The following is a 16,278-nucleotide window of genomic DNA, read 5'->3' as shown; positions in this document are numbered from 1 at the left end:
GCAATGCCGTCTGAACACAGTTTCAGACGGCATTTTGCATTGGAACGGCAAACCGGCGGCGCGTGGCGGCATTTTTCAGCAGGCGGGCGATATTTGCTACAATAGGCTTTTGTTTTTTGGCTGTACGAACGATGACTGCATCGAAATCAGGTTTTATCGGGCAAATCTTTTCCCGTAATATGCTCGTCTGTATTTTTACGGGGTTTGCCTCGGGGCTGCCGCTGTACTTTCTGATTAACCTGATTCCGGCGTGGTTGCGCAGCGAGCAGGTGGATTTGAAGAGCATCGGGCTGATGGCGTTGATCGGTCTGCCGTTTACTTGGAAATTTTTGTGGTCGCCGCTGATGGACGCGGTCAGGCTGCCCGTTTTGGGACGGCGGCGCGGGTGGATGCTGCTGACGCAGGCAGGGTTACTGGCGGCTTTGGCGGCATATGCCTTTTTAAACCCCCGGAATCATCTGCCGTTGATTGCCGGCTTGTCGGTGCTTGTCGCTTTTTTTTCCGCCAGTCAGGACATTGTATTGGATGCGTTCAGGCGCGAGATTTTGTCGGACGAAGAATTGGGTTTGGGCAACTCGGTTCATGTGAACGCCTACCGGGTTGCCGCCCTGATTCCCGGTTCATTGAGTTTGGTGTTGGCAGACAGGATGCCGTGGTCAGAAGTATTTGTTATCACTTCATTATTTATGCTGCCCGGCCTTCTGATGACGCTGTTTCTCGCGCACGAACCCGTGTTGCCGCCTTCCGTTCCTAAAACGTTGAAGCAGACCGTGGTAGAGCCGTTTAAAGAATTTTTTACGCGCAAGGGCATCGCTTCGGCGGTGTGCGTGCTGCTGTTTATCTTCCTTTACAAACTCGGCGACAGTATGGCAACCGCGTTGGCAACGCCGTTTTATCTGGATATGGGTTTCAGCAAGACCGACATCGGTTTGATTGCCAAAAATGCAGGACTGTGGCCGGCAGTGGCGGCAGGTATCTTGGGCGGCGTGTGGATGCTGAAAATCGGCGTAAACAAAGCCTTGTGGCTATTCGGCGCGGTGCAGGCAATAACGGTTTTGGGGTTTGTATGGCTGGCAGGGTTCGGACATTTCGACACGGTCGGCACAGGCGAGAGGCTGATGCTGGCGGCAGTTATCGGCGCGGAAGCGGTCGGCGTGGGGTTGGGGACGGCGGCGTTTGTATCGTATATGGCGCGCGAGACCAATCCCGCGTTTACGGCAACGCAGCTTGCGCTGTTTACCAGCCTGTCCGCCGTGCCGCGCACGGTCATCAATTCCTTTGCAGGCTATCTGATCGAATGGATGGGTTATGTACCGTTTTTCCGGCTGTGTTTCATACTTGCCCTGCCGGGTATGCTGCTGCTGCTGAAAGTTGCGCCTTGGAACGGGGAAAAAACCCAGGATGCAGGCAGATGAACGCGTCAAACTGGAGCGTTTACCTGATATTGTGTGAAAACAGCGCGTTCTATTGCGGTATCAGCCCGAATCCGCAACAGCGGCTTGCCATCCACACAGCCGGAAAAGGCGCGAAATATACCCGCGTATTCAAACCGGTGGCGATGCGTATCGTTGCAGGCGGCATGGATAAAGGCACTGCGCTCAAACAGGAAATCGCCGTCAAAAAACTGACCGCCGCACAAAAACGGCAATTGTGGGAACAGGGAGAAAAAATGCCGTCTGAAACCTGACGGTTCAGGTTCGGACGGCAGTTGGCAGCAATCAGGGAAAAGCGGGGCAGGCGGTAAGGAAAACCGACGTTTCAACACACAGGACGGCACATAGAGCGTCGCCCTATGAAAGTGAAGGCATATATCAGTATTTTTATTTTGCCGTTTTGATATTTTATTTTTTTCCGAGCGGTTTTTATACGCCAACAGAAAAGAAAATGATGAACTGTTTGTTGGATTCGTATTGATTAATCAGTATATTTTTTATACCGAGGGATTTTTCCTTATCGGTATCCCTTCTTTTATGAGGATGCCTGCCGCTCATATAAAGAACGGGAAAATACGGTACAGCCCTCAATATCGCACAATATGTCAACTTATTTGTTTGTTTGATAATGTGTATTTCCGTTTTTTGGATTGTGGTTTTCAATTTGTAGCGAACCGGGTTCGGCATATACGGCATTGCAAAAAGCGTTTGACTCTCCAATGCCGTCTGAAAACCGGTTTCAGACGGCATTTGCGTTCAGTGAGAAAGGTCGCGCCTGCCGCCCGAACGTCTCGCCGCAGCCTCTGCATAACGGCTCACCTCTTTTTCCAAATCTTCCAAGTTCAAAGGAAAATCAGGCAGTCTGTCCCCCTGTTTCTCTTCGCGGATAATCCGCCCGCCATCCAAATACCACGTCTGTTGCGCATGATAGGTCTGCATATCCGCCGTTACGCCATCCGCTTTCAATGCTACCGTCGAAGATTGTGCAATAAAAAGATTTCCGTTTTTCAAATAATATTCGAAACTCTGGCGTTTTTTTCCATTGTCGAAACTCCAATAGACTTTTTGCGGCAGACCGTCCGCATCATAGCCGACCACAAGACTGTTCGCCTTCATCCCCCGGGGCATCAATTCCCGCATATTCTGATAAAACACATAATCGCGCGAGTCCGACGCAATCCGGTTGCTCTCTTCGCGGAAGTCCCAAACCTTCTGCTCGTCATTCGCGACATCCCGGTATTTCGCCAAATATACCTGGGCCATCTGATAACACCCGAGGCAATGCTCATAAACATCTTCCCCGATTTTCCCGCGCCCCGACGCATCAAATACCGAACCGTCCGGTTGCCAAACAACCCGATATTCTCCTGTCGTTTCATAATTTTCCCCGTGAGCCGTTCCGCCGTACACATTTACAGAAAACGGACGATCGTTCCGATACAGATATTCGGCATTAACAAACGCTTCCGGCGAGCGTTGCAAAAGCGAAACCGCAACCAAACCGCCCTCGCCGATATAGTAATCCAGCCAGACCTCTTCCCCATGTTCCTGCTCCGTTACGTGAAACCATTTCGCCTTTTCTTTCAAACGACTGAGCCGGACAGCGAGCGCGAGATAATCCTTCTCCGACTGCAACGGACCGTCATCCACAGCTCCGGCAAGGCTTTCCTCCGTCCTCATCGATTCCTTCACGATGACAACCGCCCTGTCGGCATTTCGGAACAGGCGGGCAAGTTTCGCCACAAAAGTATTCGGATTTTCAGGTATTTCAGTTGCCGTATCGCTCAAAAACCAACGCGGATTAATCTCATAGGCAATGCCCGTTCCCAGCCAAAAGGCAAATACAAGTGCAAAAAATGACAACAATACCGGTTTGAATTTTTTAAACATATTTATTTTTCGTTTAACAGGATATATCGATTATATCAGGCGGGCTTTGATTGTTTGATTTTTAATCTAATCTACGGTTGCTGCCGTACTTTAAAAACCCCTATGCAGGCTGCGGCTTGTTACTCTTGTTTGCTTCGGTTCAAATTTTTGACTAATTCAAATGCTTCGGATTGATATTGCCTTTGCCATTTTTCCCAATCTAGTGGTCTGCCTGAACGCTCCCAATCTTTTAAAACCGACATTTTGAACGTTTCCATTTCCCACCAATATTCGGCATATAAACGTGATTGATTGGGAATGTCGGCTTCTGCCCGATCGGCAAAATGCAAAAAATGAGAAATATCGCAAACTATATTATTTTCAGGAACTTCTTCGGCAAATAGATCCTTAACTGACTGTAACGCTTCGGTCTGATATTTTTCTGTCCATTTCTCCCATTTTTCAGGCTTTCCCGATATTTCCCAATCTTCCAATGCGGAGGCATTCAGGATTTCCAATTCCCACCAGCAGTCGTAATAACGGGAGGATTGGTTAGGAATTTTATTTTCCGCTTCGGAAACAAATTGGGTAAAACTAAAAATATCCTTAACGATTTTTTCAAATCTATTTTCCATAGGTTGCTGCCTCTTCCAAATTATAGTGGATTAAATTTAAATCAGGACAAGGCGACGAAGCCGCAGACAGTACAGATAGTACGGCAAGGCGAGGCAACGCTGTACTGGTTTAAATTTAATCCACTATACGAGCCAACAACTTCGGCAAAATCAAGCCGGCAAGCCCCTGCATCCTGTGCCAATCGGAGAAAATGCCGTCTGAAAGCCGAATACCGCTTCAGACGGCATTCTGATTGTTGGGTTTTTAATCAGAGTTTTGTTTGATAATTTGTTATTTTGAATAAAATACAGGTTCTGTCGAGCTGATAACTTCTATTACAGAATCGCTAAAAAAGAAAATATAAGCCTTATAATATTTCTTTTCAAAAAAACCAAAACTTTCTTCTTTCAACCAGTCCATATAACTGTCATCTATTATCTCGAAAAAATAATTTGCAGTAGGATTCCCATCCGAATTATTTTCTGTTTTATTTTCGAATAAATATTCTGAAAATTTTACTTTATAAGATTCATCCGTTATTTGAAAATGAATTATATTGTCAATAAATATTTCAATATTTAATTCATAATTTCGGTCGGATGCCAAAATGTTCACATCTTGTTCGGTAACACAAATTTTGTCCACATAAAATCTGTGATTATTGTTAGAAAATTGTAATGGTTTAATCTTCACAATCGTTTTCCATATCTAAGTTTTGTTTTCTTATTGCCCTGCCGGATAAAGCAGGTCTGCCTCCGTACTGTCTATCCTCACATTTACTTTCCTGCCATCGGCTTTTATCTCCCCGGTTTTACCGTTTTTGCCAACTTCGCGGCTTTGGCGGTGGCAATGTTGAAGGCGGCTTCGACGGTTTCGGCGGCATTGGGGTTGACCCGTACTCATCCGCAAACGGCAACACGACGGACGGTGTTTGCTTTTCAGCCGTCTGCCGTTTTGACCAAGGTGCTGCCGTGGAAGGAGCAGGTGTAGGATTTTTGAAGAACTCAGTTCTCAATATCCTGCTTCAAATGAAGGAAAGACCATCTGAAAAACAAGCTTAATTTCAGACGACCTTTAATCAAATTTAAGAAAGCCCTTACCAAGCAAACGGTTTCCGCTTCATATCCGAAAGGTTGTCAACTTCATTATCCAGCAAGAACTGCTCAAAAGCATTCCAACCTTTCTTTTCCACCAATTCTGCTTCCTGTTTATACAAGGGGACAAGCAAAGGGAAAACGATATTGTAGTGTTCGCCATAACAGACCTGAAAATCATCATCGAAATAAAATGGGGCGGAAACATACAGTGCATCCATTTTGCTACCTTCGATAATTACCCTGGGTAATTGAATAATTTCACCTCTTAAAATAGGTTGTCTATTGTCAATCAAATATTCAGCCACTCCTGATAGAAAAGCTGCAATATTTTCTTTATTCCATTCTTCAGAACAGGTAAAAATTAATTCAAACCTACTCTTATAGTTCAAGTCATATCGATTCAAGCCTAAAGTAGAAAAAGTAGTTACCCCTTTATATGGTTGTGATGGGAAGACGGAAACGCTGAGATGATAACGTCGATCCAAGCATTTTATACCGCTTTCGATTTCACCCAAATAATGTTCTAAATGTTCAACTATAATCATTTTTTCTTAAAGATTTCATCCCTATCCCGGCAAGACGTAGGCTGTTTTGGGCTCCAATACCGACTTTTTTATTGACGGAAATGCCATCTGAAAAATAAAGCGGCATCTTGATTTTGCCGTCTAAGGACTTTGCATCCATTCCTCTTTGCTGATTCCAAATTCAAATTCAGCCTGTTCAAATGCCGAATCTAATGTGTCATGATAAGTATCCGTTTGTTCCTGACCGGTCTCATCCAAATAAAACAAATAAAATCCCGGGTCATTTTCATATTGAACAATACTTAAAGCAACAGGTTTGGGAAGTATCCCCATTGGAGTGCGATGAATCGTTCTAATAGGAAAATCTTTATTTTTATCTAAGATAACTTTGAATAATTCTTTTACACTCATAATTTTCTAATCCTGAATAATTGTTACTACACTATTTTCTATTACACGTCCATTGGCTTTGTAGCCGTCTGCCGTTTTGACCAAGGTGCTGCCGTGGAAGGAGCAGGTGTAGGATTTTTGAAAAACTTAATTCCCAATATCCTGTTTCAAATGAAGGAAATAGGTCGTCTGAAAATTAAACACGGTTTCAGACGACCTTTTAATCGTTAGGTTTACAATCTAACGTAATCCATTCTTACTTATAGATCGATTAAGAGAAGCCCAAACAAGCTTCCCTGTAGCTGAGGATATTTGCTTCCTCATATCTATTTAAAATTCCTTTTAAATCAGAATTATATTTTTTGGGCGGAAAATTAACCGATAAATAATTCTCTCCATTTTTTCTGATTTTACCACTGTGTTCTTCTATGGCTGCCAATAAATCCTTTGGGAAATGATCCAAAACAACGATGTTTATCGTGGTATTTCCTGAAGCTTTTATCAAGTGGTCGAAAAACAGCATCTTATCCTCACGTTCTATGGCAACAATGTCGTTTAAAGCCAAATTCGGTGCGAAAAGAGGAATCTCTTGAATAAGAAAATTTCCATCAGGCATTATGTTTCCTGACAGTATTTCTTCTGCAATATTGCTTTCCAAATCGTAATAGACGACAGTAAGTTTCGATTTCATTTGTTACTCTTCTTAATGTTGCAGCCTCTGCATAATACCTGCCCGTTTTTAGGTGTACCTTGACCACCCTTAGATTTAGGGATGACATGATCTACTTGTCTTTCATTTGAAGTAGGAGAAATATTTTTTATAGATTGTTTGGCTGGAATTGTTTCAATACCGCAATTAGCGCACTTAACTTGACCATTATTTTGAATCCTATTCAAATCAATAACGGCTTCTTTTCCTGCTTTAGTAAAGTCTTTTCCTGCCCGATCGTTTTTACTAAGCCGTTCTGCGCGAAGTTTTGCTTTCTCTAAATTATTTGAACCGCCATACGGACAATCATTATGAACCCAAACCCCTTCCGTTTCCGCCTGACTGCCCTTGACGAAGTAGGTATGCCAGTCGGCAACGGTCAGATTGTAGGCTTTGAGCGGTTTTGGTTTGACAACGGTTTTGCGGACGGTTTGGGTTCTGCCGCTTTCGGATAACAGTCTGCTTCCCGCTTTTAAATCTTCCGCCTTAATCCATTTGCCGCCCGAATAAAACGGGTGGATGCGGTTGGAAATCAGGGTTTGGCTGTTGCCGATGCCGTCTGAAACTTCAATGTAAACGGTTTCCCGATACGGATTGCCGTATCGGGCGGTAACAGGTTTGCATCCCGTTACCCCGCTTGCCTCGTCCTTGGAGAGGACGCTCTCGCCGGCTCGGATACGGGCAATGGCTTTGTAGCCGTCTGCCGTTTTGACCAAGGTGCTGCCGTGGAAAGAGCAGGTGTAGGATTTTTGAAGAACTTAGTTCCCAATATCCTGTTTAAAATAAGGGGAAGGTCGCCTGAAAATTAAACACGGTTTCAGACGGCATTTTGATTGCCGGGTTTTGCTATTTTTTGTTGTAATAATCAAATTGCACGTTGACTATGTCTTTCTCGGTAAAAATATAACGGAGCATTGTTTTAAGCCTTTCATAACGTTCGTTAATTCCCACGCTATCAGGTAACCAAGGGGAAGCTTTAATTTCAAAAAGTTTCCAATTTGGAACCATTAAAAACTCAATAATGGTACCGATTCCAATCACGATATCCCTTGGTATATCCATCGGATAAGGATATTTTCTCCTAACCTCGATTAAATCATTCTCCAACTTCCAATATTCTTCATCATCCCACACCCCGTCATCATACCATTTGCCAATAAATGAATTTTCGTCATACCCCTCAAAATAAGGAACGTTTCTTATAATATCCTTGAACTCACACATAATAATGTATCTCCAATATAATTAAACTTTTCATCTCAATCTACCTTTACTATGTTGTATTGGAAAGTAAAAAAATTTCCAGTCCTCTGCATCTAGATCAGTAAAAATATAACGGAGCATTACTCTGAACCTTTCATAACGCTCATTAATTTTGACACTTTTAGGCAACCAAGGAGAAGCTTTAATTTCAAAAAGTTTCCAATTTTGAACCATTAAAAAATCAATAATGGTACCGATTCCAATCACGATGTCCCTTGGTATATCCATCGGATAAGGATATTTTTTTCTAACCTCGATTAAAGCATTCTCCAATTTCCAATATTCTTCATCATCCCACACTCCGTCATCATACCATTTGCCAATAAATGAATTTTCGTCATACTCTTCAAAACAAGGGATGTTTCTTCTAAAATCCTTGAACTCGCACATAATAATTAATCTCCAATACGATTTAGGTTTTTATCAAATGTACCGTTTCTTGTTTCTTTTCTGTTCAGATTTTTGGGTGAAGATGCTTCTTTCCAAGCCCCTCCATTATGTGAATCTACATCGCGTGATATATAACTCTTTCCTTTTTTAAAAATAGCAGCATCATTTCTCGTTCTTTCTTTTATTTTTCTATATCCCAATTTCTTTGCTGCTGCATATGCTTCTGAATCATTCCCATATACGGGGGTAGATGGTGTTTTTCTTGGCGGACACGCATTATGAACCCAAACCCCTTCCGTTTCCGCCTGATTACCCTTGACGAAGTAGGTATGCCAGTCGGCAACGGTCAGATTGTAGGCTTTGAGCGGTGTTGGTTTGACAATGATGTTGCGGACGGTTTGGGTTCTGCCGCTTTCGGATAACAGTCTGCTTCCCGCCTTTAAATCTTCCGCTTTAATCCATTTGCCGTCCGAATAAAACGGATGGATGCGGTTGGAAATCAGGGTTTGGTTGTTGCCGATGCCGTCTGAAATTTCAATGTAAACGGTTTCCCGATACGGATTGCCGTATTGGGCGGTAACGGGTTTGTATCCCGTCTCCCCGCTTGCCTCGTCCTTGGCGAAGACGTGGTCGCCGACCCGGATACGGGCAATGGCTTTGTAGCCGTCTGCCGTTTTGACCAAGGTGCTGCCGTGGAAAGGGCAGGTGTAGGATTTTTGAAGAACTTAGTTTTCAATATCCTGTTTCAAATGAAGGAAATAGGTCGTCTGAAAATTAAACACGATTTCAGGCGACCTTTTGATTGTTGAACTTTTCAATTAAATCATTATTGTGATTGGTTTATTTTTCATAATAAATTCAGAAATTATATCTTGAATTATAGAAATATTTTTAGAGATATGCTCAATAGGGTAGACGTCTCCCAAAATTTCCATTGTATTTCCACTATAATTTTCTGTTTTAAGATTTTTTACTTCAATATCTCCATCTTCTAAAATTGTTTGAATTATTGGTAAATAATATCCTTTTTCAAAATAGATAGTTAATTCAGTATTGCCAAATTCAGGCTCAGGAATAATTCTGAAAACAAGGACTCCGGCTTTTTTTTCAAAATTTGATACAGAAAAAAAGTTATTTATTTCTTTAATGTTAGGATTTTCTAAAATAGGGATTTGGATTCGTTCTCCATTATCTGTAATAAAAAATCCACCAAAAACAATTGTTGATGTTTTCATTTTCTCTCCTTAATTGATTTCATACCAGGCGTCCAATAGTAAGTTTTATTTTTTCCTGTTACATTATCTGTCGCATTAACAGTCAGTGATTTCAGTCCAGAAGCTTGAGCAGCAGCTGCAATATCTCCTTTACAATAACCGCAAACATCTTTTCCTGAAACTGTCATTGTCATAGATGCCCCTTTCGTTTCACCTGCATTATAAGCCTGCTGGATAACACCAATTTCAGCATGTGAATTAGCAACGGTTGCATTCGGACGAGGTTTACCGTCGGCTTGGATTTTTGCATTAACTCGTTGGGCTATTAATGTAGGTGAATCAGGCGATCCAATTTTTGCACTTTGATTAACATCTCTAAAAGTCTTTCCATTAATCGTTCCTTTGGCAATTACTTTTGGTTTGACAGTAGAAAAGTTTTTATAGCTAATCGAAAAATCCCCGCTAACCGCAGCTTTCCCCGGTTTCGCCGCCTTTGCCAGCTTCGCGACTTTGGCGGCGGCAACGTTGAAGACGGCTTCGACGGTTTCGGCGGCATTGGGATTTTCCTGTATCCACCGGTCAACGGCTTCGCGTATGGAATTTTCTCTATCAGAGAGATAACTCAATTTCCCGATAGCTGTAAATTCATAATCCGCCGATATGGGGAAAGGTCGTCTGAAAATTAAAAGCAGTTTCAGACGACTTTTTGATTTATGCTTGTTACGAAAAGTCTTCTAAATGATGGCTAATTGCCTTTTCAATAGTTGGATACCAATCCATAAATGAAGACTGTAATTCCTCTAAAACCAACTCATTGAACAAATCATCTAAATTTCTCCAATCCATTTTTTCATTTGGATAGAGGAAATTCGCCATAACGACAGTATGTTTATTTTGGGAGTAATCCGATAGGGCGCAAATCATCAGATACTGCCCCGAATGCTCCAGATAAAAAATTCTTTTTTCTAAGGAAGATTGATTATTTTGGTGTCCATTTCCCATTTTTTACCCTTTTTGACGTATTGGCTTTCGAGTTCTTAAATTGAGTTACCTGTCTTCCATCAGGAGTTAGAATAACCACTTTATCTCCTTTTACATAAACATGGTTTCCTGTGTCGGAATCTAAATATTGCTTTCCTTCGCGAACGACACGATTGGAATCTCCCACACTTCGATGAGAATCGTTTTTAGCTTCTTCTTTTCTTTGTTGGGCATGATTGGTTGGTTTTGGTTTAGGCGGACAATCATTATGAACCCAAACTCCTTCCGTTTCCGCCTGACTACCCTTGACGAAATAAGTATGCCAGTCGGCGACGGTCAGATTGTAGGCTTTGAGCGGTTCCGGTTTGACGGTAACGCTTTGAACGGTCTGCTCTGCACCGTTTTCAGCAAACAGCCTGCTTCCCGCTTTCAAATCTTCCGCTTTAATCCATTTGCCGTCCGAATAAAACGGATGGATGCGGTTGGAAATCAGGGTTTGGCTGTTGCCGATGCCGTCTGAAACTTTAATGTAAACGGTTTCTTGGTACGGATTGCCGTATCGGGCGGTAACGGGTTTGTATCCCGTTTCTCCGCTTGCCTCGTCCTTGGAAAGGACGCGGTCTCCGGCTTGAATATGGGCAATGGCTTTGTAGCCGTCTGCCGTTTTGACCAAGGTGCTGCCGTGGAAGGAGCAGGTGTAGGATTTAGAAAAATCCCCACTAACCGCAGCCTTCCCCGGTTTTGCCGCCTTTGTCAGGTTTTTGACTTTGGCAAACGGCAGGACGTTGACCAGGGCTTCGACGGTTTCGGCGGCATTGGGGTTTTCCTGTATCCACCGGTCAACGGCTTCGCGCGTATTCTTTTCAAAGCCCGCCACGCTGCCCAAGCCGCCGATGACGGCGAATTTACCCTCGGCGGGCAAGGGGGCGATGTTGCGCATCGCGGCTTTGTCTATGGCATAACCCGTTCCGTACAGTATGTCGCCTATGCCCAAGGCTTCGCCCGCGCTGATAAAGGGGTTGAGCGCGCCGGCGGCGACGCCGTTGATAAACTCCATGCTGTTGCCCCGGCGGTCGAGCTTGGCATTGTGCTCGAACATTTTTCTGTTGGCTTCATCGGCGCGGTCGGAGAAATTGCTGCCGAGGTTGCTGTAGTTGTCGGATATGCGTTGCCGGATGCTGCGGGTGTCGGTCGGATTGAGTTTGATACTGCGGGCTGTGCCGTTGACGTGATAGGTGTATTCGTCTCGTGCGCCCGTAGGTTTGGGGTAATTGCCGCCCTTCGGGCCGTCGTAGGCATCGGCGGGATGATGTTCGTGTCCTTCCCAGTTGAGCCGGTACACGGTAAAGCCGTCGTCAACGTTGCCTTTTTCTTCGCTTGCGCTGTCGGCGGCGTGGTTGTCGAAGGGGGCGTGTTCTTCGTGTCCGTGTCCGGAAAAGCGGGTGTGGTAGCCGATTGTGCCGTTGATGTTTGCCTGTTGGATAAGCAGGTTGCCCATCTGGTGGGTATAGTCTTGGATGACGTTGATTTTGCCGGTGCGGTCGGAAACGCTGCCGCGCGGGTCGCCGAAGAGGTGGTATTTGCCGCCGGGTTCGTAGTGCTGCCGTTGGGTGTTATCGGTAATGAACGGGTCTTGCGCCAAGTCCGCCGCGAGGGCGGGCTGTATGAGTGCGGCCGCCGCTACGGCACAGGCGGCAAGGAGGTTTGTCAGTCTTCGCAGCGGTTTCACGGTTTATCCTCCTTTGCGGCGGCGGATGACTTCGTTGCCGACATCGGGGTTTTTACCGTTGTTTTGTTTGAAGTCGGGACGGTTTTGGGCGGTTGTGTCGCCGTAGGGGGTGATGTCGGAGAAATCGACCATCAGGCGGTCTGAGGCTTTGACGGTTTTGCCGACGCTGTAAGGTCCCATCCAGAGGGCGTATTGTTCTTGGTATTGGGATTCGTAGGCGGCGGTTTTAGGGGCAATCAGCAGTTTCCGGCTGTCGCGGTCGACGGCGAAATATTCGAGCTTGGTTTGGGCTTTAAGGGTTTCGGCGTTGTAGAGGTGCAGTTCGGTACGGCTGCGGACGGTGCCGAATACGTCGACGGTTACGAATACGTCGGTGTCGGCGTATTCGGGCGGTACGACTTCGATGCCGCGCAGGTAGAAGACGGTTTGGATGAGGTTGGTCAGGAAGGAAACGTCGCGGGGGTTGGCGAGCAGGGTTTCGTTGCGGTAGTCGCCCGTGCCGTTGACGGACAGTCCGGCGGAGCGTTCGCCTTTGCGTCCGTTGTTTTTCGTCAGGGCGGCGGCGGGGGCGTTCAAAAGCGATGTGGAAGTGGTTACGCCGGAGAGCGCGTCGGATTTGGTGGTGGCGGTAGTGTCATAGGCGGGGTAGCTGTATCGGGTGGCGCTGTCGGGGTTGTTGTGGTAGCCGCCGCGTATCAGTGCGTCGATGGAGTAGCGTCCGCCGCTTATGTTGCCCGAACCTTGGTCGCCCATAACGGAGACGTAAAGGGCGGCTTTGCGTCCTTTCAGGGCGGACAAGTCCATTTCTTTGACGGCGGCGCGGGACGATGCGGCGACGAGTTCCTGTTCGACGGCAAAGCGTTTGCCGCCGCCGTGGGCGGGTATGCCGGTCAGTGTGCCGCAGGCGGTGAGTACGAGGGGGATGAGGAGGAGCAGGGTTTTCATGGCAGGGTTTGTTTTGTTTTGAACGGGTTTGAGTGTAAATGGATTTTAAGGGTTTGTAAACAAAAGGGGTGGAAATGCCGTCTGAGCGGCGGAAATGGCTTTCAGACGGTATTTGCGCTCAATAATAATATCCCGCGCCCAGAATACACGGTTTGGATGCGCCGGTCGCTTTGTGCGGACTACCGGGAATGCGGTTAATCCAACACGCCGCCAACCACGCAAATGCGGCCGCCTCCACCCATTGAGGATCGAGGTTCAGTTCGGCGGTGCTGTGCAGGGAAACGCGTGTGCCGAAACATTCTGCCAAATCCGCCATTAAAACAGGATTGCGGATGCCGCCGCCGCAAATGTACATTTGACGGGCATCTGCCGCTGTGTGTGAGACGGCGTCGCAAACGGTTTGCGCGGTGAATCGGGAAAGCGTCCGCAATACGTCGTATCGGTTTTCGCCGCCGTCAAGGTAGGTTTCGAGCCAATTTAGGGCAAACAGTTCGCGCCCCGTGCTTTTTGGGTGGGGTTGTGAGAAATACGGGTGGGCGAGCAGCCTGCCGAGCAGTTGCGGCAATATGTTGCCTTGTGCCGCCTTTGCACCGTTTTTGTCGTAAGGCAGCTGCCAGTGTGCCTGCGTCCACGCGTCCATCAGCATATTGCCCGGCCCTGTGTCGAAGCCGAAGGCGGGTGCGCCGGGGGGGAGTACGCTGATGTTGGCAATCCCGCCGATGTTCAGTACCACGCGTGTTTCCCTGTCATCGCGGAACAGGGCTTCGTGAAAGGCGGGGACGAGCGGCGCACCTTGTCCGCCGGCAGCAAGGTCGCGGCTGCGGAAGTCGCCGACGGTAAAAATCCGCGTCAGTTCCGCCAGCAGCGGCAAATCGGCAAGCTGTATGCTGTAACCGTGTTCCGGCGCGTGTCGGACGGTTTGCCCGTGGCAGCCGAGGGCGGTAATGTCGCACGGAGCGAGGTTTTGACTGCACAGCAGTTCGGCGGCGGTTTGCGCGTACAGGCGGCTGAGTTCTTGCGACAACATCCTGCTGCGGTGCAGTTCGTCTGTGCCTGTGTCCTGCAAATCCAGCAATTTGCGGCGCAACCGGTCAGGGTAGGGGGTAAAGGCGTGCCCTTCCGCGCCCAGCCATTTGCCGCCGTCCATCCGTACCAGCACGGCATCCGCCCCGTCCATACTGGTTCCCGACATAATGCCGATGTAAAGCTGTGTTTCCATCATCACTCCCAAACTGGTGCAAAACGCCATTTTAACGTGTATTGACGCTCGTATACCGATTTGCCGCCGCAGTGTAAATAAAGTGTAAATAAATGTTTTAAGACGGGTGGAAAAATATTATAATGCGCCCGCAACATCCAGTAGTAGAAGTGTCATACAAACCGTTTCCGGCAGCAGTTTTGCATTCGGTCAGGTTTGGGGGTATTCGGATGCGGTTCAGAAGGAAGGATGCGTCTGCCATATCCCGAAACGGCAGTTCGACCGGAGGCAGCAATACAGTGTCGGCAACACTCATGATTTCCACCACATTAAAGGAAGATTGCCATGGCTCAAATCCAAATGAGCGCAAATGTTAAAACCATCAACGCCGTCTTTGCCGCCATGCTGGTAGGTACAGTCGGCTATTTTATTTATTGGGGCTTGGGTTATACCCATTACAATTACGCCGCCTTATTCATTATTGCCACGATGTTCGGTGTGTTTATGGCGTTCAACATCGGCGGCAACGATGTTGCCAATTCTTTCGGCACCAGCGTCGGTGCAGGCACGCTGACCATCCCGCAGGCTTTGCTGATTGCGGCGGTATTTGAGGTCAGCGGCGCGGTCATCGCGGGCGGCGAGGTAACCGATACCATACGCAAAGGCATCGTCGATTTGAAGGGTGTTGATTTCGAACCCATACAGTTTGTGTTTATTATGATGTCCGCGCTTTTGGCGGCGGCGTTGTGGCTGCTGTTCGCGTCCCGCAAAGGCCTGCCGGTTTCGACGACGCACGCGATTATCGGCGGCATCGTCGGCAGTGCGTTGTGTATGGCGTTTACGCATAATGCGGACGGGGTGGCGTTGATACGGTGGGGCAAGCTGGGCGAAATCGGGATGTCTTGGGTATTGTCGCCCGTGTTGGGCGGCGCGGTGTCCTATTTCCTGTTTTCGCGCGTCAAGAAAAACGTCTTAGATTACAACGCTTGGGCGGAAGGAACGCTCAAGGGCATCAAGCAGGAAAAAAAGGCCTATAAAGAACGGCACCGCCTGTTTTTCGAGGGTTTGTCCGAAGCCGAAAAAGTCGAGTACGCCACCAAAATGGCGCACGACGCGCAAATTTACGACGAACCCGAATTCGATCCGCAAGAGCTGCAATCGGAGTATTACCGCGGTCTTTATGCGTTCGACAACCGTAAAAACAATGTCGATTCCTACAAGGCGCTGCATTCTTGGATTCCCTTTATCGCTTCGTTCGGCACGATGATGATTTCCGCTATGCTGATTTTCAAGGGCTTGAAAAACCTGCATTTGGGGATGAGCAACGTCAACAGCTTCCTGACCATCTTTATGATAGGCGCGGCGGTGTGGATGGGGACGTTTGTGTTTGCCAAAAGCCTCAAGCGTAAAGACTTGGGCAAATCGACCTTTCAGATGTTTTCATGGATGCAGGTCTTTACCGCCTGCGGCTTCGCATTCAGCCACGGTGCGAACGATATCGCCAACGCCATCGGCCCGTTTGCCGCGATTATGGATGTTTTGCGGACGAACAGCGTTGCCGCGCAAAGCGCCGTCCCTCCGATTGCGATGCTGACTTTCGGCATCGCGCTGATTGTCGGTTTGTGGTTTGTCGGTAAAGAGGTGATTAAAACCGTCGGTACGAGTTTGGCGGAAATGCATCCTGCTTCGGGTTTTACCGCCGAACTGTCCGCCGCATCCGTCGTGATGGGCGCGTCGCTGATGGGGCTGCCCGTGTCCAGTACGCATATCTTGGTCGGCGCGGTACTCGGTATCGGTCTGGTCAACCGCAATGCCAACTGGAAACTGATGAAACCCATCGGTTTGGCGTGGGTCATTACCCTGCCTGCCGCCGCTGTATTGTCGATGGCCAGCTATTTGATTTTGCAGGCAGTGTTCTGAT

The 16,278-nt window shown here is 47.1% G+C and carries 20 protein-coding genes and 2 pseudogenes; 4 read left to right on the top strand and 18 right to left on the bottom strand.

Features of this window, described 5'->3' with window-relative positions; translation table 11 throughout:
* Positions 1-131 precede the first annotated feature (131 nt).
* The gene (locus HT085_RS07865; RefSeq protein ID WP_003693496.1) at positions 132-1,415 is read left to right on the top strand and encodes an MFS transporter; all 1,284 of its coding nucleotides are present in this window, start codon (positions 132-134) and stop codon (positions 1,413-1,415) included.
* Positions 1,412-1,687 (top strand): GIY-YIG nuclease family protein, encoded by a 276-nt coding sequence (locus HT085_RS07860; RefSeq protein WP_003689530.1) that lies wholly within the window; start codon positions 1,412-1,414, stop codon positions 1,685-1,687. Before HT085_RS07865 ends, HT085_RS07860 begins: the two co-directional genes overlap by 4 nt.
* 175 nt (positions 1,688-1,862) lie before the next feature.
* On the opposite strand, the gene HT085_RS07855 is transcribed toward HT085_RS07860, so the two are convergent.
* The 3 genes from HT085_RS07855 to HT085_RS07845 form a co-directional block, all read right to left on the bottom strand.
* Positions 1,863-2,183, bottom strand: a complete 321-nt coding sequence (locus HT085_RS07855) for a hypothetical protein (RefSeq protein ID WP_004465781.1) — start codon at positions 2,181-2,183, stop codon at positions 1,863-1,865.
* A gap of 6 nt (positions 2,184-2,189) precedes the next feature.
* Positions 2,190-3,323, bottom strand: a complete 1,134-nt coding sequence (locus tag HT085_RS07850) for a hypothetical protein (protein ID WP_004465779.1) — start codon at positions 3,321-3,323, stop codon at positions 2,190-2,192.
* A gap of 119 nt (positions 3,324-3,442) precedes the next feature.
* Positions 3,443-3,937, bottom strand: a complete 495-nt coding sequence (locus HT085_RS07845; protein WP_003693499.1) for a hypothetical protein — start codon at positions 3,935-3,937, stop codon at positions 3,443-3,445.
* A 15-nt stretch (positions 3,938-3,952) separates the two neighbouring features.
* Between HT085_RS07845 and HT085_RS07840 the strand changes: the two are divergent.
* Positions 3,953-4,066: pseudogene (locus HT085_RS07840) on the top strand (IS5/IS1182 family transposase); the annotation flags it as partial.
* Between the two features lie 142 nt (positions 4,067-4,208).
* On the opposite strand, the gene HT085_RS07835 reads toward HT085_RS07840, so the two are convergent.
* The 15 genes and pseudogenes from HT085_RS07835 to HT085_RS07765 all read right to left on the bottom strand — a co-directional run bounded on the left by HT085_RS07835 (position 4,209) and on the right by HT085_RS07765 (position 14,378).
* Positions 4,209-4,610 carry a hypothetical protein gene (locus HT085_RS07835; RefSeq protein ID WP_003693500.1) on the bottom strand — a complete coding sequence of 134 codons (402 nt, stop codon included), beginning with the start codon at positions 4,608-4,610 and terminating at the stop codon, positions 4,209-4,211.
* A 403-nt stretch (positions 4,611-5,013) separates the two neighbouring features.
* Positions 5,014-5,559: a suppressor of fused domain protein gene (locus HT085_RS07830; protein WP_003695508.1), complete on the bottom strand. Its 546-nt coding sequence runs from the start codon at positions 5,557-5,559 to the stop codon at positions 5,014-5,016.
* Complete coding sequence (locus HT085_RS07825; protein WP_003689518.1) at positions 5,546-5,698, bottom strand: hypothetical protein; 153 nt, start codon at positions 5,696-5,698, stop codon at positions 5,546-5,548. The genes HT085_RS07830 and HT085_RS07825 overlap by 14 nt, the downstream gene beginning before the upstream one ends.
* On the bottom strand, positions 5,680-5,949 hold the full coding sequence (locus tag HT085_RS07820; RefSeq protein WP_003693502.1) for a hypothetical protein: 270 nt from the start codon (positions 5,947-5,949) through the stop codon (positions 5,680-5,682). The genes HT085_RS07825 and HT085_RS07820 overlap by 19 nt, the downstream gene beginning before the upstream one ends.
* 250 nt (positions 5,950-6,199) lie before the next feature.
* Positions 6,200-6,619 (bottom strand): DUF4265 domain-containing protein, encoded by a 420-nt coding sequence (locus HT085_RS07815; RefSeq protein ID WP_002231813.1) that lies wholly within the window; start codon positions 6,617-6,619, stop codon positions 6,200-6,202.
* A complete protein-coding gene (locus HT085_RS12200; protein ID WP_048596789.1) occupies positions 6,616-7,353 on the bottom strand; it encodes a polymorphic toxin-type HINT domain-containing protein in 738 nt (245 codons plus the stop codon). Before HT085_RS12200 ends, HT085_RS07815 begins: the two co-directional genes overlap by 4 nt.
* 130 nt (positions 7,354-7,483) lie before the next feature.
* On the bottom strand, positions 7,484-7,861 hold the full coding sequence (locus tag HT085_RS07805) for an immunity 41 family protein (protein ID WP_003689514.1): 378 nt from the start codon (positions 7,859-7,861) through the stop codon (positions 7,484-7,486).
* A 30-nt stretch (positions 7,862-7,891) separates the two neighbouring features.
* Positions 7,892-8,290 carry an immunity 41 family protein gene (locus HT085_RS07800; protein WP_003691611.1) on the bottom strand — a complete coding sequence of 133 codons (399 nt, stop codon included), beginning with the start codon at positions 8,288-8,290 and terminating at the stop codon, positions 7,892-7,894.
* Positions 8,291-8,295: 5 nt separating this feature from the next.
* Complete coding sequence (locus HT085_RS07795; protein WP_003705658.1) at positions 8,296-8,973, bottom strand: hint domain-/BECR-fold containing toxin; 678 nt, start codon at positions 8,971-8,973, stop codon at positions 8,296-8,298.
* A gap of 135 nt (positions 8,974-9,108) precedes the next feature.
* On the bottom strand, positions 9,109-9,525 hold the full coding sequence (locus HT085_RS07790; RefSeq protein ID WP_003689511.1) for a DUF6911 family protein: 417 nt from the start codon (positions 9,523-9,525) through the stop codon (positions 9,109-9,111).
* Positions 9,522-10,151: pseudogene (locus HT085_RS07785) on the bottom strand (MafB family polymorphic toxin); the annotation flags it as partial. The pseudogene HT085_RS07785 and the gene HT085_RS07790, both read right to left, overlap by 4 nt.
* Positions 10,152-10,224: 73 nt before the next feature.
* Positions 10,225-10,506: a hypothetical protein gene (locus HT085_RS07780; protein ID WP_003693718.1), complete on the bottom strand. Its 282-nt coding sequence runs from the start codon at positions 10,504-10,506 to the stop codon at positions 10,225-10,227.
* The gene (gene mafB, locus HT085_RS07775) at positions 10,484-12,214 is read right to left on the bottom strand and encodes a polymorphic toxin MafB class 1 (protein ID WP_048596787.1); all 1,731 of its coding nucleotides are present in this window, start codon (positions 12,212-12,214) and stop codon (positions 10,484-10,486) included. The genes HT085_RS07780 and mafB overlap by 23 nt, the downstream gene beginning before the upstream one ends.
* Before the next feature lie 3 nt (positions 12,215-12,217).
* Positions 12,218-13,159 carry an adhesin MafA gene (gene mafA / locus HT085_RS07770; protein WP_003691615.1) on the bottom strand — a complete coding sequence of 314 codons (942 nt, stop codon included), beginning with the start codon at positions 13,157-13,159 and terminating at the stop codon, positions 12,218-12,220.
* 118 nt (positions 13,160-13,277) lie between these two features.
* Positions 13,278-14,378 carry an anhydro-N-acetylmuramic acid kinase gene (locus HT085_RS07765; RefSeq protein WP_025455827.1) on the bottom strand — a complete coding sequence of 367 codons (1,101 nt, stop codon included), beginning with the start codon at positions 14,376-14,378 and terminating at the stop codon, positions 13,278-13,280.
* Positions 14,379-14,702: 324 nt separating this feature from the next.
* On the opposite strand from HT085_RS07765, the gene HT085_RS07760 reads away from it, so the two are divergent.
* Positions 14,703-16,277, top strand: a complete 1,575-nt coding sequence (locus HT085_RS07760) for an inorganic phosphate transporter (RefSeq protein WP_003693510.1) — start codon at positions 14,703-14,705, stop codon at positions 16,275-16,277.
* Position 16,278: the final 1 nt, after the last annotated feature.

The sequence above is a fragment of the Neisseria gonorrhoeae genome (genome assembly GCF_013030075.1).
Lineage (GTDB): Bacteria > Pseudomonadota > Gammaproteobacteria > Burkholderiales > Neisseriaceae > Neisseria > Neisseria gonorrhoeae.
The sequence above is the reverse complement of the archived record's forward strand: the minus strand, read 5'-3'. Positions and strand labels throughout refer to the sequence as shown.